The sequence below is a fragment of the Iningainema tapete BLCC-T55 genome, from assembly GCF_014698965.1.
Classification (GTDB): domain Bacteria; phylum Cyanobacteriota; class Cyanobacteriia; order Cyanobacteriales; family Nostocaceae; genus Iningainema; species Iningainema tapete.
Map to the genome: position 1 here is coordinate 164201 of NZ_JACXAE010000134.1, position 25251 is coordinate 189451.

General features: G+C 41.8%; 24 protein-coding genes. 9 read left to right on the forward strand and 15 right to left on the reverse strand.

The window, feature by feature from the left end:
- Positions 1 to 73: 73 nt before the first annotated feature.
- Complete coding sequence (locus ICL16_RS44235) at positions 74 to 1759, forward strand: ABC transporter ATP-binding protein (protein ID WP_190839265.1); 1686 nt, start codon at positions 74 to 76, stop codon at positions 1757 to 1759.
- 70 nt (positions 1760 to 1829) lie between these two features.
- The gene (locus tag ICL16_RS44240) at positions 1830 to 3608 is read left to right on the forward strand and encodes an ABC transporter ATP-binding protein (RefSeq protein ID WP_190839053.1); all 1779 of its coding nucleotides are present in this window, start codon (positions 1830 to 1832) and stop codon (positions 3606 to 3608) included.
- A gap of 118 nt (positions 3609 to 3726) precedes the next feature.
- Here ICL16_RS44240 and ICL16_RS44245 read toward each other — a convergent pair whose 3' ends face one another.
- Entirely contained in the window at positions 3727 to 4266 is a 540-nt protein-coding gene (locus ICL16_RS44245; RefSeq protein WP_190839055.1) for a P-loop NTPase family protein, read from the reverse strand.
- Positions 4267 to 4303: 37 nt separating this feature from the next.
- Here ICL16_RS44245 and ICL16_RS47100 point away from each other — a divergent pair, with 37 nt between their 5' ends.
- Together ICL16_RS47100 and ICL16_RS44250 are read left to right on the forward strand one after the other, a co-directional pair.
- The gene (locus ICL16_RS47100; RefSeq protein ID WP_273040296.1) at positions 4304 to 4426 is read left to right on the forward strand and encodes a hypothetical protein; all 123 of its coding nucleotides are present in this window, start codon (positions 4304 to 4306) and stop codon (positions 4424 to 4426) included.
- Positions 4427 to 4481: 55 nt separating this feature from the next.
- Positions 4482 to 4691: a hypothetical protein gene (locus ICL16_RS44250; protein ID WP_190839058.1), complete on the forward strand. Its 210-nt coding sequence runs from the start codon at positions 4482 to 4484 to the stop codon at positions 4689 to 4691.
- Between the two features lie 34 nt (positions 4692 to 4725).
- Here the strand turns inward: ICL16_RS44250 and ICL16_RS44255 are convergent, their stop codons facing one another.
- Both ICL16_RS44255 and ICL16_RS44260 read right to left on the reverse strand, forming a co-directional pair.
- Positions 4726 to 5490, reverse strand: coding sequence for a Uma2 family endonuclease (locus ICL16_RS44255; RefSeq protein WP_190839060.1), 765 nt, complete (start codon positions 5488 to 5490; stop codon positions 4726 to 4728).
- A 318-nt stretch (positions 5491 to 5808) separates the two neighbouring features.
- The gene (locus ICL16_RS44260; RefSeq protein ID WP_190839063.1) at positions 5809 to 6297 is read right to left on the reverse strand and encodes a hypothetical protein; all 489 of its coding nucleotides are present in this window, start codon (positions 6295 to 6297) and stop codon (positions 5809 to 5811) included.
- Positions 6298 to 6526: 229 nt separating this feature from the next.
- Here ICL16_RS44260 and ICL16_RS44265 point away from each other — a divergent pair, with 229 nt between their 5' ends.
- Complete coding sequence (locus ICL16_RS44265; RefSeq protein WP_190839065.1) at positions 6527 to 6874, forward strand: hypothetical protein; 348 nt, start codon at positions 6527 to 6529, stop codon at positions 6872 to 6874.
- A gap of 141 nt (positions 6875 to 7015) precedes the next feature.
- Here ICL16_RS44265 and ICL16_RS44270 read toward each other — a convergent pair whose 3' ends face one another.
- From ICL16_RS44270 to ICL16_RS44295, 6 genes are all read right to left on the reverse strand, one after another.
- The gene (locus ICL16_RS44270) at positions 7016 to 8338 is read right to left on the reverse strand and encodes a hypothetical protein (RefSeq protein WP_190839067.1); all 1323 of its coding nucleotides are present in this window, start codon (positions 8336 to 8338) and stop codon (positions 7016 to 7018) included.
- 9 nt (positions 8339 to 8347) lie between these two features.
- On the reverse strand, positions 8348 to 9331 hold the full coding sequence (locus ICL16_RS44275; RefSeq protein ID WP_190839069.1) for a hypothetical protein: 984 nt from the start codon (positions 9329 to 9331) through the stop codon (positions 8348 to 8350).
- Positions 9332 to 9345: 14 nt separating this feature from the next.
- A complete protein-coding gene (locus tag ICL16_RS44280; protein ID WP_190839072.1) occupies positions 9346 to 11556 on the reverse strand; it encodes a GTPase family protein in 2211 nt (736 codons plus the stop codon).
- A gap of 200 nt (positions 11557 to 11756) precedes the next feature.
- Positions 11757 to 11933, reverse strand: a complete 177-nt coding sequence (locus tag ICL16_RS44285) for a hypothetical protein (protein ID WP_190839073.1) — start codon at positions 11931 to 11933, stop codon at positions 11757 to 11759.
- On the reverse strand, positions 11917 to 12405 hold the full coding sequence (locus tag ICL16_RS44290; RefSeq protein ID WP_190839074.1) for a type II toxin-antitoxin system VapC family toxin: 489 nt from the start codon (positions 12403 to 12405) through the stop codon (positions 11917 to 11919). The genes ICL16_RS44285 and ICL16_RS44290 overlap by 17 nt, the downstream gene beginning before the upstream one ends.
- Positions 12406 to 12459: 54 nt before the next feature.
- Entirely contained in the window at positions 12460 to 12918 is a 459-nt protein-coding gene (locus ICL16_RS44295; protein WP_238361225.1) for a GNAT family N-acetyltransferase, read from the reverse strand.
- Between the two features lie 197 nt (positions 12919 to 13115).
- Between ICL16_RS44295 and ICL16_RS44300 the strand changes: the two genes are divergently transcribed.
- Together ICL16_RS44300 and ICL16_RS44305 are read left to right on the forward strand one after the other, a co-directional pair.
- The gene (locus ICL16_RS44300) at positions 13116 to 13649 is read left to right on the forward strand and encodes a vitamin K epoxide reductase family protein (protein WP_190839077.1); all 534 of its coding nucleotides are present in this window, start codon (positions 13116 to 13118) and stop codon (positions 13647 to 13649) included.
- Positions 13650 to 14425: 776 nt separating this feature from the next.
- Positions 14426 to 15700: an MFS transporter gene (locus ICL16_RS44305; RefSeq protein ID WP_190839079.1), complete on the forward strand. Its 1275-nt coding sequence runs from the start codon at positions 14426 to 14428 to the stop codon at positions 15698 to 15700.
- Positions 15701 to 15725: 25 nt separating this feature from the next.
- Here ICL16_RS44305 and ICL16_RS44310 read toward each other — a convergent pair whose 3' ends face one another.
- The 6 genes from ICL16_RS44310 to ICL16_RS44335 form a co-directional block, all read right to left on the reverse strand.
- A complete protein-coding gene (locus ICL16_RS44310) occupies positions 15726 to 16508 on the reverse strand; it encodes a nucleoside phosphorylase (RefSeq protein WP_190839081.1) in 783 nt (260 codons plus the stop codon).
- Between the two features lie 157 nt (positions 16509 to 16665).
- Complete coding sequence (locus ICL16_RS44315; RefSeq protein WP_190839084.1) at positions 16666 to 19020, reverse strand: S9 family peptidase; 2355 nt, start codon at positions 19018 to 19020, stop codon at positions 16666 to 16668.
- Between the two features lie 68 nt (positions 19021 to 19088).
- Entirely contained in the window at positions 19089 to 19880 is a 792-nt protein-coding gene (locus ICL16_RS44320) for an Rpn family recombination-promoting nuclease/putative transposase (RefSeq protein WP_190839087.1), read from the reverse strand.
- 38 nt (positions 19881 to 19918) lie between these two features.
- Positions 19919 to 22069 (reverse strand): GumC family protein, encoded by a 2151-nt coding sequence (locus ICL16_RS44325; RefSeq protein ID WP_190839090.1) that lies wholly within the window; start codon positions 22067 to 22069, stop codon positions 19919 to 19921.
- Between the two features lie 137 nt (positions 22070 to 22206).
- Entirely contained in the window at positions 22207 to 23595 is a 1389-nt protein-coding gene (locus ICL16_RS44330) for a polysaccharide biosynthesis/export family protein (RefSeq protein ID WP_190839092.1), read from the reverse strand.
- A 151-nt stretch (positions 23596 to 23746) separates the two neighbouring features.
- A complete protein-coding gene (locus ICL16_RS44335) occupies positions 23747 to 24442 on the reverse strand; it encodes a cyanoexosortase B system-associated protein (RefSeq protein ID WP_190839094.1) in 696 nt (231 codons plus the stop codon).
- A gap of 162 nt (positions 24443 to 24604) precedes the next feature.
- On the opposite strand from ICL16_RS44335, the gene ICL16_RS44340 reads away from it, so the two are divergent.
- Both ICL16_RS44340 and ICL16_RS44345 read left to right on the forward strand, forming a co-directional pair.
- A complete protein-coding gene (locus tag ICL16_RS44340; RefSeq protein WP_190839096.1) occupies positions 24605 to 24895 on the forward strand; it encodes a nucleotidyltransferase family protein in 291 nt (96 codons plus the stop codon).
- A complete protein-coding gene (locus ICL16_RS44345) occupies positions 24885 to 25238 on the forward strand; it encodes a HepT-like ribonuclease domain-containing protein (RefSeq protein ID WP_190839097.1) in 354 nt (117 codons plus the stop codon). Before ICL16_RS44340 ends, ICL16_RS44345 begins: the two co-directional genes overlap by 11 nt.
- Positions 25239 to 25251: the final 13 nt, after the last annotated feature.

Here is a 25251-nt window from a genome sequence, read left to right on the forward strand (position 1 = left end):
GACTAAACAAAATAAACCTCCATCAATTCAATCGCTCAAACGCGCTTTAAGGTATCTCAAGGATTATCCCTGGATGACTTTAGGTGCGGTTGTATCTTTGTTGCTACTGATTGCTGCCAATGCTTTGACTCCACAGCTATTTAGGTGGGGAATCGATCAAGGTATTGCTAAAAAAGATTTAGATACTGTTATTCAATCTGGTAGTTTGTTAATCTTAGTGGCTCTTGCCAGAGGATTATTCAATTTTGGACAGGGTTTTTGGGCAGAAGCGGTGGCGCAAGGAGTCGCTTACAAATTGCGCAATCAAATTTTCGCCAAAATTCAGAATCTCAGCTTCAGCTATCACGATCGCGCTCCAACTTCGCAACTACTAACACGCATTACCAGAGATATTGAACAAATTCGCACTTTTATTGGTACTACTTTATTACAGGTTATCAGTTCTGTCCTAACTTTAATTACAATTGCTAGTATTTTGTTAGTTATGAACTGGCAACTAGCATTAATTACACTAATAGCTATACCTGCTGCGGCGTTGTTGTTTGTCGGGTTTTTTGCTAAGGCTGGAATGCTATTTGGACGGGCGCAACAGCTATTGGGAGAATTGAATGCGGTTTTGAAAGAGAATTTGATCGGCGTTCGTGTCATCAAAGCTTTTGTCCGGGAAGAATCTGAAATTGAACGTTATACCCAAAGAAATCAAGAGGTACTTGGTGCTAATTTGAAAGTAATTCGAGCAATTTCTAACTTTTTCCCTTTCATATTTTTATTAAATAATTTTGTAACTGTAGCGGTACTTGGTTATGGTGGTAGTGCTGTAATTGAGAGACAATTTTCCATAGGCGAATTAGTCGCGTTTAATTCATATTTAGCTGTAATTCTCCAACCAATTGTACAAATAGGTTTTGCTTCGTCATTGATGGCACAGGCGGCGGCTTCGGCGACACGATTGTATGAGGTGGTTGATATTGAAGAAGAAATTCGCGATCGCCCAGATGCCATTCCTTTTAATACCAGTAGTATTAGAATTACCTTTGAAGATGTGTATTTTCGCTATCCTGGTGCTACTAATTATGCCCTCAAAGGTGTTTCTTTTGAAACTAAACCTAACGAACTGATTGCGATTTTAGGGAAGACTGGTTCAGGTAAAAGTACCCTGGTGAACTTGATTCCCCGCTTTTACGATGTGACGACGGGAGCGATTCGCATCGACGGACATGATGTGCGCGATTTTACTCTTGAGAGTTTACGCACGCACATTGGGATTGTTTTCCAAGAAACTAGACTATTTTCTGGCACAATCCGCGATAACATTGCTTATGCAGTACCAAATGCTCCCCTAGAACTAGTGATGGAAGCAGCTAAAATTGCCCATATTCATGACTTTATTATGAGTTTGCCATTCGCCTACGAAACAATTATAGGCGAAAGGGGGGTAGGGTTATCGGGAGGGCAAAAGCAACGGATAGCGATCGCTCGTACACTTTTGACAGACTATCGCATCTTGATTTTAGATGATAGCACATCGGCGGTAGATGCCAAAACAGCGACACAAATTCAAGCATCCTTAGATAAATTAATGCGAAATCGCACTTGTACAGTGTTTGTAATTGCTCAACGAATTAGCACAGTAAAAAATGCTGACAGAATTCTCTTAATTGATGGTGGAGAACTTGTAGCAATGGGAACCCATGAAGAATTGATGCAAAATAGCCCCTTGTACGGTGCAATTTTAGAATCACAAATTAAAAGTTCGTAGTAAGGGCTTCAGCCCTTTCTTAAGCATTAAACTGCTTACTACGAACATGTATATAAATACATAAATAAAAATGCTCAATAAAAACATTGAATTATCAAACCCAACATCACCGCCATACTCAATACTGCGAAGATTTTTACAATACTTTCGCCCATATAGCCAAGATATTCTGATAACATCAGGATTAGTGATAGCAAGTGCTGCATGTCTAGCTACAGGTCCATTTCTTGTCGGTTGGTCAATTGACAATTTGATTACCCGTGGAAACTGGCGGGGGTTAATGCAGATGTTAATTGTACTGACTATTGTTTATACTACTGGTAGTTTCATTATCCGGAGTCAAATTAGGCAAATAGGCTGGATTATGCAGCGTCTTTTGGCTCAGTTGCGCAGTGATATTTTCACCAAAATTCAAAGTTTACCGTTGGGTTTTTTTGATCGCAGTCAAGCGGGTGACTTGATGAGTCGTTTGTTGAATGATGTGAGTACTGTAGAGCAGACATTTGGAGTTGCGATCGCGCAAATCATTGGCAGTATATTCAGCTTAATTGGGATTATCATTGCCATGATAACGCTGAATTTAGAACTGGGATTGGTAAGCAACTTGGTTGTACCCTTGATGATTTTCGCTACAGGGTTGTTTGCTACATGGGCGAGAACAAAATTTCGGGAAACCAGGGAAGCGATCGGTCAACTTTCAGCTAGACTGGAGGAAGATCTTAACAGTGTTCGGGAAGCACAAGCGTTCAACCGAATACAAGTAAATATCCAGCAATTTGATGCTCTCAATGCTGCGAATCGAGATGCCAACGTGCAAGCTGTAGCAATTACCTCTGCCTTTTTACCCTCAATTGATTTTCTCAACACCGTAGGAACAGCAGGGGTACTAGCTTACGGGGGGTATCTGGCGGTGAAAGGAGCAGCAACAGTAGGAACTGTGACTTCATTCCTCATCTACGTTCAGCAATTCTTTCAGCCAATTCAAGTTCTGAGTCAATTTTACACCCAAGCACAATCAGCCTTAGCTGGGTTAGAGCGAATATTTCTGCTCTTAGACGAGCCTGCATTGCTACAAGATGCACCTGATGCCATAGAAATGCCGCCAATACAAGGTGAAGTTAAGTTTGAGGATGTAAGATTTGGTTATAGTTTCAACCAGTTGGCACTTAATGGTGTTAATTTTCATGCCAAACCAGGACAAATGATTGCCCTAGTAGGAGCGACGGGAGCAGGGAAAAGCACAATTATCAACTTAATTTTGCGCTTCTATGATGTGTTGGATGGTGCAATCACCATAGATGGGATCGATATCCGACGTGTTACCCAAGCAAGTCTAAGGCGTCAGATTGGTATCGTTTTGCAAGACACAATATTATTAAGTGGCACGGTTGCCGAAAATATAGCCTTTGGACGAAAAGACGCCACCCAAGCAGAGATTGAACTAGCAGCGCAAGTAGCCAACATTCACGAGTTCATTACTAGTTTACCACAAGGGTATGCTACTCTTTTGGGAGAGCAGGGAACTAGCTTGAGTCAAGGACAACAACAACTGCTGAGCATTGCGCGAGCCGTTTTAATTAACCCTCGGATTTTGATTTTGGACGAAGCCACCAGTAGTATTGATACCCGTACAGAAGCTTTAGTTCAGGAAGCACTTGCTCGGCTGCTGAAAGAGCGTACTAGCTTTGTCATTGCTCATCGCCTGAGTACCGTAACTAAAGCTGACCAAGTACTGGTAGTCGAGCAAGGTAAAATTGTGGAGCGTGGAACCCATGCCGAGTTGATTGCTCAACAAGGTGTGTATGCGAATTTGTATGGGTTACAATTTGGTATAACGCCAACATCCTGAAGGGTGTCGCTACACGTACAAAGCAATATTAGTTTAGGAAAGTTGTTGACGGATATGCCGCTCAAATTCTTGAACAGCATCGTACTGATCGGGCATAGCTATATATTGTAGCTAGGAGTCACGCACCATCTTTAAAGTTAGTTTCATTTTTTATTAATTCAAAAAATTGCGAAATCTGTTTAGTTGAGCGAATATGATAAACACTTTTGATGCTTTTAGCCTGCTCGATATACTCACGATATTTTGGAGTCAAATATTTGTGACATAACCAAAGCACGCGGTAGCTAGTCAGCGAACTCCTCAATATTGGACTCTTGGACGGCCAGCCTTCTGGCGGTTTAAAGTAACCTGTGATGAATCGTTTAGTTACCCACCAGAAATGCACATATAGAGGTAGATCGACAAAAACCAGACTATCCGCCTCGTTCAGTCGTTGCCAGAGGGTTTCCATGCAACCAAACCCGTCAATAATCCATCTGTCAGTAACTAAAATTTGCTGATGGGCAAGTTTATAGTCTTCATGTGAAACCTCAGTTGCCCCTGATTGATATTGAATCAAGTCCAAGACGTGAAGTGGCAAACCAGTGATTTGGGATAATCTCTTGCTTAGAGTTGATTTACCGCCTCCAGAATTGCCAAACACCGCTACTTTTTTCATCGACCTACACAACCGCTTTCTCACACAGGATAACACAATGAATGCTGAATATATCACTAAAACACAACTGAAAGAAACTCGCGGTTGGACAGACGCAGCCATCAAGAAGTTTTTAGGCGCAGAGGATAAAAACGCCTTGTTTACCGCTTGTTGTTGCTAATGGTCGTGAGATAGTTTCTGTAAAAAGAAGTGGTAGCATTGTCGCATTTTCGCGCTTGATTGAGCAGCAGATATTCTCAATCCATGCTGATGATTTGCAAGCAGTTCAGATTAAGTTGAACGCGATCGCAACTTCCGATGAATACAAAGATTTGAGCGCAGAATACAACACCAGAAAATGGGCGCAACAGCGTTACGAGGAACTGCTAGCTAACGCTTATCCAACCTTATTCAACATATTTGAATTTTCAGGAAAGTCTATATGAATCTTTTTGCCTCCTCTTCAGGGATAAATGGCACTTACAAATTTTCTGGGTTAATTCCCCTGGATTGCAGTCGCGCTAACAATTCTTGATAGCGCTGTCGTTCCTGTTCAAGTTGCAACAGCGCCTCCTCTTTGTGTTGACGCTCTTGTTCCGCACGTTGACGCTCCTGTTCCGCACGCTGACGCTCTTGTTCCGCACGCTGACGCTCCTGTTCTCGCAATTGATCCAATTCCATAAATGTGAGAAATCGCTGTCCATCAGGACGATAAATCTCCAACTGATCGGGTGTAAGTTCAAACCTTACTCCTAAACGGGGACTCACCCAACCATTTATTTCTTCAATTACTTCTAAATCTTCCCCTGAGCGCTGCAACCCTGTCAAATCAACTTGTACTGGATCGTAGATGTAATATTCCTCCACTCCATAGCGTTGATAAAACAGTAGTTTGTTTGCCATTTCTTTAGTAGTGTTGCTGGAGGATAAGATTTCAAACACTACCTGTGGCGCAATGTTGTTTTCCTCCCACTGCTTGTAGGAACGCCTGTCTCCTTTTGGTCTACCAAACACAACCATCGCATCAGGTGCTTGACATTTGCTACTTTTCTCAACTGGATACCAAAATAGATCGCCAGCAATGAATACATCAGCAATGGCTGCAAACAAGATTTCGAGATTTTCTTTTACAGTCACAATCCAGCGAAACTGTATAGTGTTATCAGCCATTGGTTTACCGTCGCTTTCGGGATATATAATATCATGCTCTGTGTCAGATATTACAGGTGTTAGTTGTTGTACCATTAGTATCTCCAGTATTATTTGTTAACAGTTAAGTAAAAATGCGGCTATCATTGCTCTTCATGTAGAATTAGACTGTATTCCTTACCTGTGATGCGCATGAGTTATATCTAGGTAGTTCTGGTTGTCTAACTGGCTCGACTTTAATATCATATAGTTCGTTTGTACCATATTTGACAGATTCAGAGCTACAAGTTGTAAAAATTTTCAGATTTGTTTTACTGATAGCAGCTTCATATTGGGTGAGATCATCAACTCAATTCATAATTACTAGCAAAGAATAGTCCAACCAGACAACAGTATAAGTAAACATTTCGCCGACTAACGCATTGGCAGCAAAAATTCTTCTTTTTCTTCGGATGTAATATAACCTCCATCCACAGCTTTACCCATAACTTCATTTAGAAAATTTCTGAGAACTTCTAATACTTGAGTTTGAGCGAATTCAAGAAGCTTTTGTTTAGTGGAGTATCCAAACTCTTGTAGAGTGCAGCTAATTTTATTATCTACTGGCACAAATTTAATATCAAAATAACTTTCAGGGAAGTCTATCTCAATCTTTTTGCCTTTTAATAGTTCTGAAAGTTGTGAGGGGAGACTTTCGAGAAGAAGGATTATATCGGGATCTAAAAACACATATCTTATTTCATCTCCAAACTCTATTAATACTTTATGGTTACGTTCAAAGCAAAAACGTCGTAATCCCATCTGAAAATCAGAAAGTTCTCCTAATGGGTCATCTGGTGGTGCAAGACCTTCCCAAGTCCAAGGTTCTTCTAATTGGAAAGTAAATTTTTGAGCATGATTCACTGATTTTTATCCTATCTTCTTATTTCAAGACGGTGCTAACAGTAACAATGAGCGCGAAATTGTATGGTTTTATCTACCAATGGCTTTCCATCGTCGGATATATATTATCATGACAACAACTGCACCAGTTACTTCTTCAGTTATAGTTTCATCAAGGTGATAATTCTAATTTGCGTTTAAAGATATTATTTCCCAACCTACTATCACTACAACACATTGGCAACGAACTATGACAAACTCTCGACCTCCACTACCTCAACCTCAGTTAGAACCAACTGGTATCACCTCTGACCAGTATTTACATTTCACCCCTGAGAAATTGGAATTGAGTAGAGGATTTTTAGGCTATGGTGGACAAGACCAACTCGGTTTTCAATTGGCTGTTCTCACCAATATGGGACTACTCACAGCAATTCGCCATACAGGAATATTAGTATGGATAGAAGCCTTGGATACTCATCTACGGGAAAAGTTGGAAACGGTCGATGCTGAATCAGAAGTCATCGAAGCTATGTTCAATCGCTTGAACCGGGCATTGAATGATTTGGCAGCAGTAGCTGAGTTTTTGTCAGAATAATTCTAGGGGGTGGAGAACGTAGAAAAAGCAGCGGCAAGCCTGTGGCGATCGCTTACTATTTAGACAGATGAAGATAAGGGGCGATCGCTCACTGGATGGTGAGAGCCGAACTCGCTTTCATTCACCTACAAAATCAACTACTCAAATATCAGCTTTGTCACTTTCCCCATTGGAGTTCGAGGAGTTATTAGGCGAATCAACTAACTCACTTTGAAGCGTTTGATCTGTAGGTTGTTGTAGTTTTGAATCAACCTCTTGTTCGATATTCATTGTGGGTTGCAGTTCCTGTTCACTGGCTGTTATCGACCTTAGGTTTTTCGGTGGCATGTCTCGTGTTGCGTTTGGCTTTGTTGTGTCTCTGGTTGAGGAGTTGCTTGAAGAGTTTCCCTGGGTTGTGGTTTGGGGTTGCAGTGTCTCTTGATGCAGTTGGCTCTGCTTGGACTCCTGTTCTGGAGTCACTTGCGGTAATGGGCTTGGTTGGAGTTTCAACTGAGGGGTTACTTGAAGCGGTGGGAGCGGTTCAAGTTTCACCTGGGGAGTCGTCTGGGATGGTTGGATCGGTTGAGGCTTGGTGCTTGGGGGTATTTTTAGAATGATCGGGATCGCTATGCTTGCGAGAATTAATATTATTAGGAAACCTATCAACAATAGATTTACCGGATTCAAATACTTTTTTTTAATGTCATATTGCTGGACACGCTCAAATACGCTTCGCCAGACTAAATGCTGCGTGAGAACCTCTTCAGATACTCCTATGTCCTCATCAGATTCTGGTATCTGTTTCCAATTTTCACCGTCATATTGCTGGACACGCTCAGATACGCTTCGCCAGACGAAATGCTTCCTGAGAACCTTTTCAGATACGTTTCCTGTAACAATCACAAGCGGTCCATCCCAATCTGGTAAGAGGTATTTCTCAAGTTCTTCGGCAAGTTTCTTTTTTATATCTCGTGAGTTTTTGGCTATCTTAATTGATGGGTCTGGAGTTTCAAATTTCCTATAACCTACTTCATTCGTAACATTCTCAATATACTTGTTAATAGACTCAATATCAACTAGAAACCCCTCATTTTTATCAAAATATACTGCCTTATCAATTATATGTCTGAATGATTCCCAATCCTTTAAAGCATTGGCAGCAATTATGCGCAGGACTGGTTCATCTTCACAATATTCACCTATAAATGCTACAGAATTACGTACTCCTCTTCCGTAAAGCTTCGACCGCTCAATTGCTTTAAGCGCAGTAACTAGCAAGAGTAATTTACTATCATCCTTTGCTAAAACAATTGAATGATCATGGCTCTCATACAGGTCGGAAAGGTAAACTTTTTTACCTTTTTTTGTATTAATTTGCTCTTTGAGAAGTGGAGGAATATCTTCTGATTGATTATCCTTGGTAATTTTCAACCAGCGGTAGTCATGCTCAGGAGCAAGTCCGCAACTCTGAACATAAATCTCCATCGCATACTCCTACTGAATGTTTAACAACTCTTTACCCTGTATCACTTCAAATCCATCAGTTGTTTTACAATCCTTGGCAAAATCTCGAACTGCCTCTTTAAGGTAATGATCTAGACCAAACCAATCTCGCATGAAATTTAATGCTCCCCATTGCCTTTGGATATGGAGTTTTAACAAAAACCGTAAGAGGTACTTAAGCGGCTGTTCGTTATCCTTGGGACAGTATTCAGCATCGGGGTGAAGTTTTTTGAAACGAAAGATCGGATTTCCTTCTATCACATCAATTGAAGAAAAGTAGACTGTTCCTACAGTTTGAACGGGTGTGACAACTACAGCTACTTTTTGCAGCAGCGCTTCCGAACTAAAAAGGTCAAGCAAAACTGCATATTCAGCCTTGATTCGTTGCAGTAATTCAGTAGCGGATTTATTGTTTTGTAGGTAGCTTTCACACTTGATTGGTGCAAGTATTACCAACCGAGGTGTTTTGATATCTTGATAAACCTCTTTAAACCAGACAGTTATATCTAACCGACGATTTTTATGAGCGTGCCACCTACCCTTGGTTTCCATGAGCGCAGGAGTATCAATTGCAATCACGACACCTACAGATTCAGTGAGACATTTCTTAACGGCATTACGCCCATCTTCATCCTTATCCTTGTCCATAACATAACCACCAGGGTAGTCCCAGAAATGCAGCCGCAAAGATGGCTTAGTACCTTTCTGACCTACATCAAAAATGAAAGAGCGGATGGACTTTGCACCTGCTTTTGCCTCGGTAGACTCAATTCCACCTTCTTCATCTTTATTTTTCTCTCTCAGGCTTTTAAGTTGAGCCAGTTTTTTTCCCAAATCGTGTGCAGTATCTAGATCGGGCTTGAGTTGTATTCTGGTCTTAGCTATTTTCTGCTCGTATTCATAATACATAGCAGTCAAGAGGCTAGTTTTGCCTACATATCTCGGACCGAACATCATGATGTTAAGTTCGTGCATAGAAGTGTCTTTAGTTAGTTCAAAAATTGCATTGAGTTTGATTGATTAGTGGTTGTTGCTTGCTCTACTAAATTTAGCCACTTGCTTTGCAGTCGAGTTTGCTCGCCCAACTGTTGAAATTCATCCCAAACAAGTAATCGCACTTCTTGTAAAAAGAGTCGCCACTCTATTTCCATGTCCGCAGCACGAAAGATGCGATCAAGAAATTCCTCTACAATTGCAAACGCAGCTTGACTCGGTTCACACAGTAAGTCTTCTAAGGCATTTTCACACTTATAAACCGCTTCTTTCTGGGCTGTTTTAAGATTGCTTAGCACTTGTTGGGCAGAGGGCGAATGAGAAAGCTGAAGTGTTGTCGGCTCATTTGGAGTGAGTACATCCAAATGTTGTCGAATGCGGTGCTGTACTAATCCCCGATAGGAAAGCTCAAATTCAGCCAGAAGCTTAAAACCAAACTTCAATCGACTTGGTTGCCCTGGTATAAGTTGATCTGGTATTTGTCGGGCGATCGCTTTGATAAATTCAGTTTCCCTTGCTTCCGTCAGTCCTCCCAAATGTCCCTTTTCAATCAAAACCTCTGCCACTTGCGATTTCACTCGGTCAAGCGATCGCTTCAACCCTTGATCTAGTGATAAGAAATGTTTCGATAGGTGGGCGCGAATTTCATTCAGGTATTTAGCGTAGGCGATCGCGTAACTTTTCTCAATATTGTTTCGCTCTTCAATTTCTGCAATTGACGGAATCCCAGTATCATTTCTACATGCTTCCAGAGCATCCTCTACTTGCGCTTTAAAGTCAATATCTACTTCTTCCCGCTTCTGCCTAAGATTTTGAAGGAGTCCTTCTAAACCGTTTGTTAAATCCTTCCAAAGCTCCTTGAATTTAATCTCGAACAAGGCATTCCCTAGATCACCCCCTATTGCTTGATGTAAAGCTTTACTAGCTTTTTCTAACTCAGCATTCACATCACCTTGAAGTTGAATTAATCTTTGTTGGCAGGAGAAGGCATATTTGTGATCTAAATCAGTAATGTTGACAGCTAAGTAGTCAAGAACCAGATCTAGAACTTTGTTAGTCTCTTGAGGGTTGGCGCAATTAGCAACTAGGCACTCAACAACATTTATATGTTTATTGGCAATCTCCCCCGCTAAGTCTTGGCAGTTGTTAGAGTTGTCACCATTTTTGGAATCAGCACCTGTTTGATTGAGAACCATAAAAGACCACAAGTTGATAGGCAAATCAACTAATGCTGCACGGGCTGTGTCATACAAACGCACATCCACATCTGCCCAGTAGTCGCCAGATGACTTTGGCATCCGTACAAACAGTACTGCATCAACATCCTGTCCCAGCGTTCTCATTAAACGTTCTTCGTCGCCAACGCCTGTATCCCCCAAACCAGGCATATCGACTAAGGCAATCTGTCCAACATCGGCATTAGGGAAGTTACAAACAATCTTTACGAACCGCACCGCCAGATAGTTGAAAAACACACGTTGTCCGTCAGGAGTATCTTGAGCTACATATTCCCGAATTTCATTCCGAGAAATTCGGCGGGGTGAAGGTTCCCGCAGCAGGTGACGATACTTTTCTAAATAGGTGTGATATCTGCTCAGATGTTCGTACATTGCTCCCGGTTCTGCGTATCCGGGAAGGTTGTTAGGTAAAGGAGGTAGCGGTTTGGTAGCAAACTCTTCAATTGCGATCGGCTGTGCGCCCAAGTTAAGTTTCTCGTAATATGGGCTAATGACCTCCTCTAAGAACGATCGCTCTGAGTGAAACCAGACTTCACCGTAAGTTTCCACATTGGGATGGTGGTAAATTGTACTCCGAACACCCGTGCAGTGTTGCCTATCCCCATCGGGAATTTCCGCAGTAGTCAGTCCAGTTAAACTCTGTAGTAGCCGACTCTTGCCTTGCCTTGCTCGTCCAACTACCCCAATGTTGAGCGTGTCACGACAAAAGCGCACCTTGAGTTTACCTAAAGCCTCCAGTTCAGCAGTGATACTCGATTGAATCTTAGCTAAATCAATTTCCTGCAAACGTGTAGTAACATTTGACTCATCGACTCGCTTGAGTAAATCATGACGATGGTCATCAAGATTACGAAGTGCTAAAGAAAGAGATTTCAAATTCGCCTCCACCTTTTCAATTTTTTGAACAAGGGGGTGGCGCTTGTCTATGATGCTGGCAATTTTCCCAGTCCTGGTTGTAGTTGCGTTCATCTGGCTGATGGCGGGGTTTAGCTATTGCTTAGGGGAAAGCCACATTTTTGTAGATATAAGTTATACTCATTTGCTACTGACAAAATAATGACCTTTTATATCCCTGTTACATAGTATTCCCAGGGGAAGCAGCAAACTAACAAACTCAAAGCCGGCAAATTTGGGGTAATCATCTGCTAGGAACAAAATTTCAGTCCTTTTCAGGAGGCTTGTACCGATTCAGTTTCCTGTTCTTTTATGCTATTTAGAAGCTGATATTGTTTTTGAAGTTCGATGTAGTAATTTACTAATTTCTGCGGGTCATGCCCATACTCCTCTGATATCCGGTGTCGCGCCTCTCTGATTCTCTTGATTGCTGGATCATCCTTCAACATCATTTTCCTCTCCCATCAACTCTAATGGAGTCACAAGCATTGGGACATATAAACCAAGCATAACGTTCACTCGCCTAATATGACCAAACTTATTCGCATTTGCCAAGTGACGACAATTCCATGTCAACAGGAAATCACACCTGTGATAGGAAGCTAATGCAAGATGTAAGGCATCGCCGACTGGATCTTTCGGCATAACTTGATGCTGAATGTAGGCTTGAACAATTTCAGCAATGGCAGGCTCGACAACTACTAATGGTAAACCGCTAATCAGTTTAATCGCTTCATCTTTACTAGGGAAATCACCTCTGTTAAGTTCGTCTAATACTGCAACGCTGGTTACAAGCCAATACTGATTGCCAGCGTTATCCCACCACTGACGTGTCCAATCCCGACGTGCCACCATACTAGGTTCAGAGCGTACCTCATAGTAAAAACTAGGAATAGATGTTTCGATGTAAACCTTAGGTTTCATTAAAGCCTGCAAATTTGGGTGATCAATTTTGGTGGTGGATAAATGTAATATTTTTTATAGTTTCAGCGTCAACACTAGGAAATATTTACCATCAAGGTTTCTCTGGAACGTTTGAATTGGCTGGAATCCAACTTTTTCACATATCCGTAGTGCCTGCTTATTAAACTCTGCCACTGTAACACGAAATAGGGTTGGCGCAAAGGTGCTTTTACCGTATTTGAGTACGGCATCAACTACACGAATACTAAGTCCGCGTCTCGTTAGGTTAGGACGTATACCAAGTCCAACATCAAGTGCGTCGGCACTGTAATCACCTCCTCTAACCTGCGCATCTGCTCCATAGCAACAGTAGGCGACAAGATCACCATGAGCATTGGTAATGGTGTAGTATGCATTTTGAGGGTTGAGAAATTGCTGCACACTCTCCTCAATTTCAGCAGGATCTGGGTTGTAGAAGTCATATGGCTCGTCATAGCGCCAACTGAGAATTTCATCTGCGCTCTGCGAGTTCATTGGCGAGAATATGAAAGCCATATGTTTCTACCGTTAGCTTGCGTTCTTTGTAACGAGATTTAGTAACTAAGTTTACACATGCCTTATTCGATCGCCTCTTTCAAGCGAAGTAGCTCCAATGCAAGTGGTACGCTCACAACCGATTCCTAACAATAGTAGGGAAGCTGTCCGTCGGGACGTTACTAAAATTATACTTTATGGAACCAATACAACTGAGTGAAGAACTGCGTCAAGGAAAGAACCCCAACATGACTCGTCGGCGATGGATTATCGGCTTGTCTGGGATTGGAGGTTCGATGGGGCAACTTGTCACGCTCTACCAAACTGGGATTATCAATCACTTGCCCGATCCCCCAGTGCCAATATTTGACGCAGACAAAGTTGACGCATCTAACTATGCTTACAGCCGATTTAACTCACCCGATGGACCGATAATGATAGTTAATTACGCCCTCACTGCTTGGTTGGCTGCTGCTGGTGGCAAAGATCGCGATCGCACCAACCCGCTCCTGTCAATTGGGATGGGCGCGAAGATCCTGGTAGACACGGTTGTCGCTGCTGAGCTAGCCCGTGAGGAGTGGAGCGAGAACAAAGCGTTTTGCGAGTACTGCCAAGTTGCAACGGTTTGCTCGATAGTGTCGTTGGTACTAGCAGTGCCAGAGGTGCTAAGTGCCACCCGCACCCTGCTTAGCCGTCGGGCAAGAAGGTTGGAAAGCTCTGAAAATAGATAGCTCTATCATAGTTGAACGTTAAACATGGTGTGTGCGCCAATTTTTATGGGTTATAAATTGGCGCATTTGTTTAGTCCCTTTTCTGGCATTCCTATTGACCATAGTTAGGTTAATCACATATAGGATTACCTAGCAGTTGATTTTAGAACAATATTACCAAACAGTAATTTTACTTATAAATAACCAAGAATAAAATTTTTTATTTTTTTTGTTTACTGTATATTCACTCCTGTGTATGTGTGAACAATAAACTATATTTAGATTAAATTTAAAATGTTTACTAATAATACATATGAACCCTGTATTTCCATAACATCATTACTTGTTTGTATCACAATACAACTTGGTTAAATTGTAAAGAACAAGAGTAATTTTTTGTGATTAAATTATGAGCTTTGTTGATAGCAAATCTAAATCATTTATGAGATTTATTAAATCATGTCTGCTATATGCTTGTTTACAATCTATTTACGACTACTATAGCAATCCTATTTGAGTTACAAACGCTAGCTATCAGAAACACGGTTTAGTAAAAGTTACCGGGTTTCTCGGCGTTCGTGAATCATTTAGGACTGCTATATCTAATATGTAAATGCCTTTTAAAAAATTGATATTTAATGAAAAAAAATAGATTTTAAATGTAAAATGTCAATGATAAATAAATTTTAAATGAGGGAATAATAAATCTAGAAAACTCAAATTTAAGTAGGAAATAATAAAAAAATGTCTTCCATACTGGCAGAGTTTTCCTAACCAAATAATTTGTAATATTTGTAATGGTCAACTCTGAACACAAACACCTGCGCTATAACTTCACAGTTAATATTGCTGATGGTGCATTTTTTGGATTGGGATATGGCTTTGCTTCGTCTATTACCATTGTTCCTTTATTTGTTAGCACTTTGACTAATTCAGCAATACTGATTGCTCTCATTCCTGCCATTCAAAGATTGGGCTGGCAACTACCCCAGCTACTAACAGCAGATCAAGTAGCTCGTTTGCAACGTTATAAGCCAACAACAATGTTGATGACAATTCATCAGAAACTTCCCTTTTTTGGGTTAGCATTGGTTGCTTGGCTATTACCACTACTCGGTTCTCAAACTGGGTTATGGCTCACTTATATATTGTTAATTTGGCAAGGTTTGGGCGGCGGCTTCAGTGCTACCGCTTGGCAGAGTATGGTTGCTAAAATTATCCCACCTAGTAAACTTGGCTTGTTTTATGGTTCACAATCGGCGGCGGCTAATCTTATGGGCAGTTGCAGCGCTTTAATGGCTGGCTTATTGCTACAACGAATCCCACCACCGCTCAACTTTGCCCTTTGTTTTCTGTGCGCTAGTGTGGCAATGGCTCTTTCGTGGTTTTGTATGTCAAAGACACGAGAACCTAAAAGCGATCCATCTGCAACCATTGGTACTCGGCGCGAATTTTGGCGCAATATTAGTGCCATTATTCAGTACGATCGCAATTTCCGCAAGTTTATAGTGGCACGCCTCGGTTCGCAGTTTGCACTGATGGCACCAACGTTCTACACAGTTTATGCTGTGCGCGAGTATGGAATGGGAGAAGAATCTACTGGATTAATTACCGGTTTACTGATGGTAACGCAAACCATTACAGGATTGTTGATGGGTTGGATCGGCGATCGCTCCGGTTATAAGTGTATCTTGCAAGTAGGTGGTTTGGCAAGTGCAGCTAGTGCATTGTTAGCAACCCTTGCACCAACTCTAAGTTGGTTCTACTTAGCTTTTGTCGGCGCAGGAATTGCTATGGTTTCTTTGCAAAATATTGCGATGGTAATGACTGCAGAGTTTGGTAGCGATCGCGATCGACCAGCCTATATTGGTCTTTGTAACACACTCATTGCACCCGCTACAATCCTTGCTCCTCTTATCGGTGGGTGGATAGCAGACAAGATTGGTTATGAAGCGACTTTCATAGTTACGGCGGTGAGTGGGTTAGCGACAGCGCTACTTCTGATGGGTGTGCGCAACCCTCGCCACCAAAAATTATGTAGAGACGCCCCGGCGGGGCGTCTCTACCAATGATTTCGGTTAACGCAGCTAATTTCTATTACATAGGTTCTTCCCATTGCAGTGCTGTTTGCACTGCAACTTGGATCGCATTATCAACGGCAATGCTCTTTTGTTCTACTATTACTTCTTCACCAACCGTGCGCTGGGCAACTACGCCACACACACAGCCTGCACGAAAACCGTATACACTTGCCATTTTAAATAAAGTACCGCATTCCATTTCATAGTTGAGTATATTCAACCGTCGGTATTCTTCTGTAATGCCGCTCAGACTCCGAAGCAAATACGGATGCGCTGAATCTCTGCGTTCTTGTCCTTCGTAGAAAGTATCTACACTAGCAGTAATGCCTACATGATGGTTTACTTTAAGCGCCTGTGCTGCCTTAACCAAAGCTACCGTCAAAAATGGATCTGCTGCTGCTGGATACTCAACTGGTGCAATATCATTTGCTGCACCTTGCCGACACAAAGCCGCATTAGTGATCACTATACTGCCTACTGGTACATGTTCTTGAATAGAACCACAAGTTCCGACGCGAATGATTAGGCGAATGCCAACTTGGATTAACTCGTTAACAACAATGCTCAGTGATGGCGCTCCCATACCACTAGTGGCAGATAGAAGCACGCGCCCGTTAGGCAAAATGCCCAGATAACTATTTAACCCCCGATTTTCGGATAATAAGCGTACCGACTGTAAATAGGATTGGGCAATCAGTTGCGATCGTTGTGGATCGCCGGATAATAATGCTATTGTTGGTGGTGATTTACCCAGGTCTTCTATTCCAAAACCTATATGGTAATATTTGTTGTTAGCCATTTTATGTATTAAATTTTAATTTATTTTACGTATAAATTACCAAAAATTTGATTTTTATGAACCGCAGAGACACAGAGAACGCACCAGAGAAAAGAGAATAATACGTAAGTACTATTAGTTAACTTGGTACCCCCCTTTATAAGGGGGGTTGGGGGGATCATTTGAGATAGCGATCGCACCAGTTCACCATTTCCCAGAGTACGTGGGCTACTGCTTCACGAGAGCGATAACCGTGATCTTCTAAGGGTAACATTACCATGCGGACAGTTGCTCCCAGTCCTTTGAGGGCTTCGTACAATCGTTCTGTTTGGATGGGATACGTACCGCCATTGGTATCATTTGCTCCGTGAATTAGTAACAGTGGTGCTTTTACTTTCGCTGCGTGTGTGAAGGGCGACATGTGAATGTAAGTATTTTGTGCTTGCCAAAAATCGCGCTGCTCTCCCTGAAAACCAAAGGGTGTTAAAGTACGGTTGTAAGCACCACTCCGAGCGATCCCCATTTGGAATAAATCGGTATGTGCTAGTAAGTTTACGGTTGTGAAGCCTCCGTAAGAGTGTCCTCCTATACCTATTTTATTTTGGTCGGCAATGCCACGTCCTACTACATAGTCTACTGCCGCTTGCGCTCCGGCGACTAATTGCTCTACGTAGGTATCATTTGGCTCTGTATCTCCTTCACCAATAATTGGCAGAGTTGGACCGGAAAGAATTGCATAACCTTGAGTTAAAAGAAGTAAAATTGAATCGCGACTGGGACGGCTGAAGGTATTGGTAGCTTTAGTTAACTGTCCGGCAAATTCCTTGTCTTTGAATTCCTCTGGATATACCCAAAATAAGGTTGGTAGAGGACCGTCGCGGGTGCTATCATAATTGGGGGGTAAGTATAGGTTAGCTGATAGTTGCACGCCGTCTGCTCTTTGGTATTTCACTAACTCCTTTTGTATTCCTGCTAGTTGTGGTGCTGGATCTTGGTAGTGAGTAAGTGCAATCGGAGAATTATTGCTCTTAGTTTGCAGAAAATAATTGGGTGGCTCAGTTTGGGATTGGCGATGAGTAATCACAGTTTGTGCATCATCATCTAGTAGGTAGCAAATATCTTCATAGTAAGGATCTTGGCACTGCCATATGCGATGCGTGTTTCCTGTTTCTAAATTGAATTTATCTAGAAAAGGATATACACCATCAGGAGATGCACCCCCCCCATTTAAGTAAATATTGCCATCTGATGCAAAGCGCAATATTCTATATCCTAATGGTCCAATCTTTAATAAGGGTGAACCTGGATCTCCATACTTGTCCTCATAGCTACGATCAAATAGTAGTTGTGGCGGTTTTTGAGTGGTGGGATCGATACGCCAAGCTCGCTCTTTGCGGTTATCGTACCATCTTTCGCGCACCAAGGCTACATCAGATCTTCCCCATACAATACCTGATAAGCGATACTCACATTGCCACAGTTGTTTTGGTGTATCGGTAAAAGGTGCATCAAGTTCAAATAATGCATCTCGGTAAGGAACTTCACGGGTAGGATCGCCTTCATCTAAGGCTTCTACCCAGTATAATGTAGCTTTTGTATCGCCGCGCCAATACACTTTTCTGCGTCCTGTGCGCACTTCATCAAATTTGGTTGTACGTCGCGTATAAAGTGGCACGTCTACAACGTCATAAATGAATTTTCCTGTATCATCGATTACTTGAATGTTTCTGGGAAAGTGGGAGACGGGAACTTGGTAAGAAAATGGTCGATGCAGTGTGTAAAGTAATATGAATTTACCGTCGGGCGAAGGTATGGCTTCATGTATTAGACTGGGGGATACCAATGAAGTGCGGTGTCCGTCTAGGGTTACTTTCTCTAATGTAGAGGTTAAGTAGTATTCAAATAGTGCCTCTTCGTGAGGATTTTTCAGTAGATTTGTGTAGGTACGATTGGGATTTTTACCACCCGTGTGTTCTTGAATTAGGGGTGCGCTGGGAACCACAGGTTCGGTGGGGGCGGGGGAGCGATCGCTCTGAATAAACTTGCAAATTAGTGTATTATCTGATAACCAATGATACGGTTCTCCATATGCAGCATTAAGTACTGGTTCTGTTAAGCGCTTCGTCTTTCCTTGGTTTACATCCAAAACCCAAAGTTCTAATCCTGTGGGTTGGGTAAGGGTAAAAGCCAGTTTTTGACTATCATTAGACCACTTGATGTAACCAATTCTAGCATTTTCAGGTAATGTTACTGTTGTAGCAGTTTCCGGCGAAGCAATTGCCTTGATCTTTATACTACGGTATGGGTTGTGACGAGATGGTCCGTTGGTTTTAGGATTTAACAGAAACCCTGCCAACGGAATCTCTGGTTCGGCAAAAAAGGCTATAGGTGGTAAGAAGGGCTTTTCTAACTCCAGCAACCACTGTCTATCGGGAGAAAGTATAACTTTTGGCGGGGGTGGAGCATCAAAAATCTGGTTGATTGGTTCTGGGGGAGTTTGCCATGAAATATCAAAAGTGGAGGAATTTGCCATTTTTAGTGAGATAATAGAGCCATTGCTTTATTAAAAGTAGCAAATCATCCCAAAATGGTTACTTTGTCTTATTCTCTTGGTGCCTGCAAAGCTTGTAACTGTTCCATTGATAATCCAGTAACTATAGATACCTGTTCTCTGGGCATACCCGTAGAAATTAAATTCATTGCCACTTCTTGTAAAGCTTCAGCTCTGCCTTCAGCCTTGCCTTCAGCCTTGCCTCCGTCCCAACCTTCCTGCAAAATTTCCTTATAAATAACTGATTCGCGCATAATATCTGACCTCAAAACTCGTTTAATCAGATCTTTCTTTAATATTAAACCAGCTAAAATAGCTGTGGAAGCAGCAACGTTACTTTGAACTCCTGACTCTGTAATTCCGTTGATTTCTCTTGCTACAGAGTCAAGTATAGATTCTGGATTTTCTGTATTACTCAACACAGCAAAGGGTAGCAGTCCTGGAGTTCTCAAAAAGACTTCCGTGGGTTGTTCCCATAGTCGAATTAGATCAAACTCATGGCGAGTACGAGTTAGGGTGAATGTGTTTTGATGCACTAATTCCGATTTTGTCTTTTGGAGATAAATTACAACTTGATGCATTTCCTTTTGTGGAAAGCGACGATAAGCTCGTAATCGGTAATCAGCCATCCGAAATGGTATTTTTGGATCTGGTTCAGTTTGAAATTCCAGATGCAGTATGGTTTTGTCTGACTGTAGCAAAATTAACGCATCGGCGCGAATCGGTTCGAGTGAAAGTTCTTGTGGACTTAGTTCGGTTAAGGTTATTGGTTCTCCCAATAGCCAGGTAGCAAAGTCTGTGGAAAAGTGTTCCGCCAGGAATTTGCAGACGTTATCAAACATTCTGTAATTATACTATTTCTTTGTGTCAATTTTATACTTTAATTGTTCCTAGCGCCAACTGATAATTCTTCGTTTAAGCCGGAGACAATCGGTTGAGGTTGATAAACTGGAATGTCAGCGCCATTGACGACAACTCCCAATAGCCCTAATTCAGATTCAACCAATTGGTCGATCGCCTCTGATAGCATATTTTCTTGGGTATAATTTGGTCTTGTCACCAGTACTATGCCATCGCTGTAGGGTTGCATTAGTAATGCATCGTTGGATAAACTGAGGGTGTTAGTATCTAAAATTACTAAGTCAAACCTTTCACGAGCATCTTCCATCAACCGTCGCATTTCACTTGATTCCAGAATAGCAGCCGATTGACGTATTGGACCTGCGCTGGGAATAATGTATAAATTTTCGACATCTGGTACTAAGCGGATACACTCACTTAAGCTGGCGTAGTAACGTAAGGGTTCAACTGTTGCTTCGGGATCGGGAGATACTCGCAGTGATGAAGAGTGAGTTGGCGATCGCAAATCTGTTTCGATAATTAAGGTACGTTTGCCGGCACGGGCAGAAGCTACACCCAAGTTATAAGCACTGAGCGTCTTACCTTCATAAGCACTTGTACTGGTAATTAACACTACCTTCAAATCTCTACCACCGATGCGGCGCAGATTACTGCGGAACTTTTCATAAAACTCTAGGTAAGGAGACTCAGGCGAAAGCACTACCGGGATTTCATCAAGAGATAAACCATCAACTGGTATTAAAGGCAATTCGCCCAGTAGAGCCACTTCCCGTTGTTTGACACTGTCGCGAATGTCCTCTCTGGTTTTGAAGGTTCCTTCCAACGAACCCAGTAAAAATATTACACCACCACCAACCAACAATCCTAGTAAGCTACCCACACCTAAAGTAATCGGAACATTCTTCGGTGGTTTGGCATCGGTGATGACAATTGGTGGTCTAGCTATGCTAAAACTACTGACAGTTTCTGCTTCTGCTGTCTTAGCATCAGTTAGCTTGATCTGCATTTGATCGTAAACAGCTTTTTTGAGTGCGGCTTGCTGTGCTAAGCGTGATTGTTCTAATTGCTTGTTTGGGATGAGGGCATACTCTTGTCTTAACCTCCCCTCTTCTCTCCCCAAATCTACTAATTGCTGTTGTAGTGTTTCCCGTTGAGTTTGCAAAGCCACCATCTGGTTTGCTAATTGCTGTCTTGCTGGATCTAAACTACTTTGGTTACGGATACCTGTAATTGTACCGGGAAGAGGATTAGTTGCACCGTCACCTCCCACTACCTCAACTCCTCGTTGTCGTAGTAGTTGCTCATAGGCTTGTTTTTGTTGCTGCAACTGAATCATTCCAGGGTATTGATCTCTATAGCCTTGTTTTTTGAGTACCTCCATTTGGGATTCGATTTGATAGATTTGCGATCGCACAGTACCTATAATTGGATCGGCACTCAAAGCTGAAGATACATAAGCTTGGTTAACTGATAAACCCAACTTTTCTTGTAAAGAACGAACTTGGGCATCAATTCCGGATATAGTATATTGAATTTGCCGTCGTTGATTTTCGCTACTTGTAATTCCATTCAACAAGCTGCCATTTTGTGCAGCCAATATTGCCGTTCCCTCTTTTTTATCGTAATTTTCTAATCTTCGCTCAGCAATTTCCAGTTCTCGTTTTGCTTGTGGTATGCGTTCGTTAATTTTTTCAATGATTGCTTTTAAGCGCCGAGTGTTAATATCACCGCTCAACTTCACCATTGATTCCATCAATGCTTCTAACGTTTCACCTGCTCGCTTGCGATCGTTGTCTTTGTATCGTATTGTGATCAGATTAGATTCTAATTCACCTGTTTTGGTTTTTTTCGGTAGTTCAATTGCCAGACTTTGATTAAGTTTTTGTGGTTTAACATTTACTTTTGTTGCTACAGGCTCAATTATCTGAGCTGAGCGCAAAATATCCTCATTCAACTCTTGCCCTTGTTGCTGAATTTCACTACCAGTTGCCGAGAAAGAAACCGGCGGACGATTATAGGTTAATGCACCGTCTGCTATGTAGTTGGGTGGTGGATCTGGTTGCATAGCCACCACCGTTGAACCTGCTACAACCAGAGCAAGACTGGCTAATCCAATCCATTTATACTTATCGAAAGCAATGAGATAGCGCTTAACAATCGGTGGAGTCATAGCAATAATAAAAACTCAGCGAAGTAGGGCGAAAGTTTTAAGAAAAAGGTCTGATGTAAATTAAATAACGTGATTACTTTTACTACGTTATTTCTCTTACATTCTAACTTACACTTTTGGTGAGATGGTTATACAAATTACCTATTTCCACCCAAGTATTCAAAGAAGCGGATAAAACTTTCAATATCGAAGAATGGTCGAGTAATTGTACTTATCAAGTTAGTGATTTTACCTAAGAAGTTCCGACTAACAACGATCACATCATTATCTTGAAGAGGTACATTTTGAGACGCATCTCCTGACAAAGCTTTTTTACCATTAATTTTTTGGGTTATAGCTCTACCTCTTTCGGGATCAAAGCGAACCAAAGCAATATTGGTGAGGCTAGCACTATCAAGATTGACTCCACCTAAAGCATCGACAAAACTGCTTCCATTTGGTAACGGGACAGTAACAATTCCTCCACCTGGGTAGTTTAAGATCCGAATTCTAATTTGCGGTACAGCTAGGGTGGAGCGTGCTACTAAATTGCGATCATAATTATCATCTGTAGCGAGTTCACGACGTGGTATAATTACAGCATCGCCATCTTGAAGACGAAAATTAGGCTGTGCAGTGCCATTTTGCAAGGGCGTATACAAGTCAACATTTTGTGACACTATAGAACCATCAACCAACTTTCGGCGCACTTTTATTTGTCGCAGATCTGCCATCATAGTCGAACCACCTGCGGTTAGCAATGCTTCACTTACACGAGATGTACCCGGATTAATTGGATAAATCCCAGGTCGAGTTACTTCTCCACTGATAGTTACACTAACAGGTCTTGGCGTACCTAGAGTTACTGAGACAACTGGCTTAACTAAAACACGATTGAGGCTCAAGCGAATTTTTTCTTGTGCTTCCTCCAAAGTCAAGCCTTGTAGAGACAATGTACCTACTTGGGGGACGAAAATGTTTCCTTCAGTATTGATTTGAGCTTGAAAACTGTACTCCGGACGCAACCCCACTAGTGATAAAGTCACAACTGGGTTAACGACAAAACGGTTTAAACCCGAACGAATTTTCTGTTGTGCTTGTTTCAAAGTTAACCCTTGTAAAGGTAACGTTCCCAGTAACGGTACGATAATGTTACCTTCTGGATTAATTGCAGCTTGAAAACCCAAGTCGGGAAAGCGCTCAACTGAAACGGCAATTGTATCTCCTTGCCCTAATATATATGGACCAGGAGGACGCTGGGCAACAACGGTAACTACATCTCCAGGTCCCAAAATGTAGCGATTTAATTGTGGTAATACACCGTCGGTGCTACTGGGTGTTACCTCCCCACCAGGTAAAGGCGCTGGCGGTTGTGGTTGCGGTGGTAATTGTTGTCCAGTGCCAGTATTTTCTAAAAGTGTTGGCAGTCTTCCGGGAGGTGATTTTTGTTGGGGTGGTAAAGACTGAGCAAAAACAGGTTGGGCAGCTGTTGCTAAGAAAACGCTGACTTGAAGGCTGAAGGAAAACAGGGCGAAGCGTGCACGCATATTATACAAACAATCAAAGTTGGTGCAGTGACGCTGAACTAAAATTGTGGAGCGCCGACGAGTTGTTATTTTACTCTGAAAAGAGGCTAAATATACATTTTTCATGTAAGGACATTTTACAAAAGTTATCTACTGTTATAAAATGCACCCACTAATTACTAGAGAAAGCACTGGTCATTAAAGTAGCTTGCACTGTTTCCCCAAGAGACTGGGCTTGACGCCAATTAGTTTCCACCTGCCCAAAAGGCTCCATCGGAATCAGTATACTTACAGCCACCCAAGGAAGGCGGTGCTTACGCCATTGTGCCAATTGATCTGCCCAGAACCACGATAAAGGTGATGGATTTCCGCCACGAGACCAAGCATACCATTGTAAGACGGCAAAAGTTTTCTGTTTTGTCGAAGCGCGAAAAAATTGCGCTTTTACTTTGGTTAGTGGTTGCTTGACCGTAAATTCAGCATCTCGTTTTTGTGCTACATTCCACTGTCCCCAACTATTAATTTCTGTCCATTCCACTTCGGGTAGATCTTTATGATCTTTTTGTGGGAACAAAAGTAAGATAGCTTGATTTTTAGAGCCTTGTTGCTGGATGATTTGGTAAGACCATTTGTGTCCGCCAATCTGCTCTTGTTTTTGTTGTAAAGTTTGCCAACCAGGAAGGGTTAACCCAGCTTTACTGATTTGTCTCAATTGTTTCATGTTAGTGATTTTTGCAGGTCCTTGCCAATCCCAGCGTCCTTTTAAGTATCCGGGAACTGCTCCCATTACTAATAACAGTAGCAACAGTATAATTACTACTATTTGAGAAAAGGAGCGTTCCTTGAGCAACTTGGAAAATGTTGTCATTGGTAAACCCTGTAGTACTTAGACAAAAGTTTACTGCAAAAATTCAAACCCTGCATCAAGTACTACAGCTTTCGTGACTAACAGTCAGGTAGGCATGACTGTGCTATCTTACAAACAAACATATGCTAATTGAGGTACAAAACTAGATAGGAAAGAGAAATTATGAAGAAAGATGAAGTTTTAGCAATTGTCGCAGCGCATCGAGAGCAATTGCAAGCAATGGGAGTGAAGTCTTTAGATTTATTTGGCTCAGTGGCACGGGATGAAGCACGTCCAGATAGTGATGTAGATTTCTTGGTAGAGTTTGATCGCCCGGTGGGACTATTTGAGTTTAACCAAGTCCAGCTATATTTAGAGGATATCTTAGGGCATTCTGTGGATATAGGAAGACCACAAGCTTTGAGGGAACATTTGCGGGAACCTATTCTTAAGGAGGCAATCCGTGCCATCTAGAGAATGGCCTCTTCGTATTCAAGATATTCTCAAATCCGCTACAGTAATTATAGAGCGTACAGCTAGCATGACTTTTGAAGACTTCCAAGATAATGAGACAATTGCAAAAGCTGTACTTTATGACTTTGTAATTATCGGCGAAGCTACCAGAAATATCCCAGTTGAAATTAGATCCCGTTATCCAGAAATACCTTGGCGTTTGATGGGGAATATGCGCAATGTCATGACTCACGAATATTTCCAAGTGGACTTGGAGATAATTTGGAATGCTATCCAAAACAGCCTTCCATTGCTAATACCACAAATACAAGACTTAATGGAGCGAGAAGAAATAGAACAATAGTTAAATTGATCGG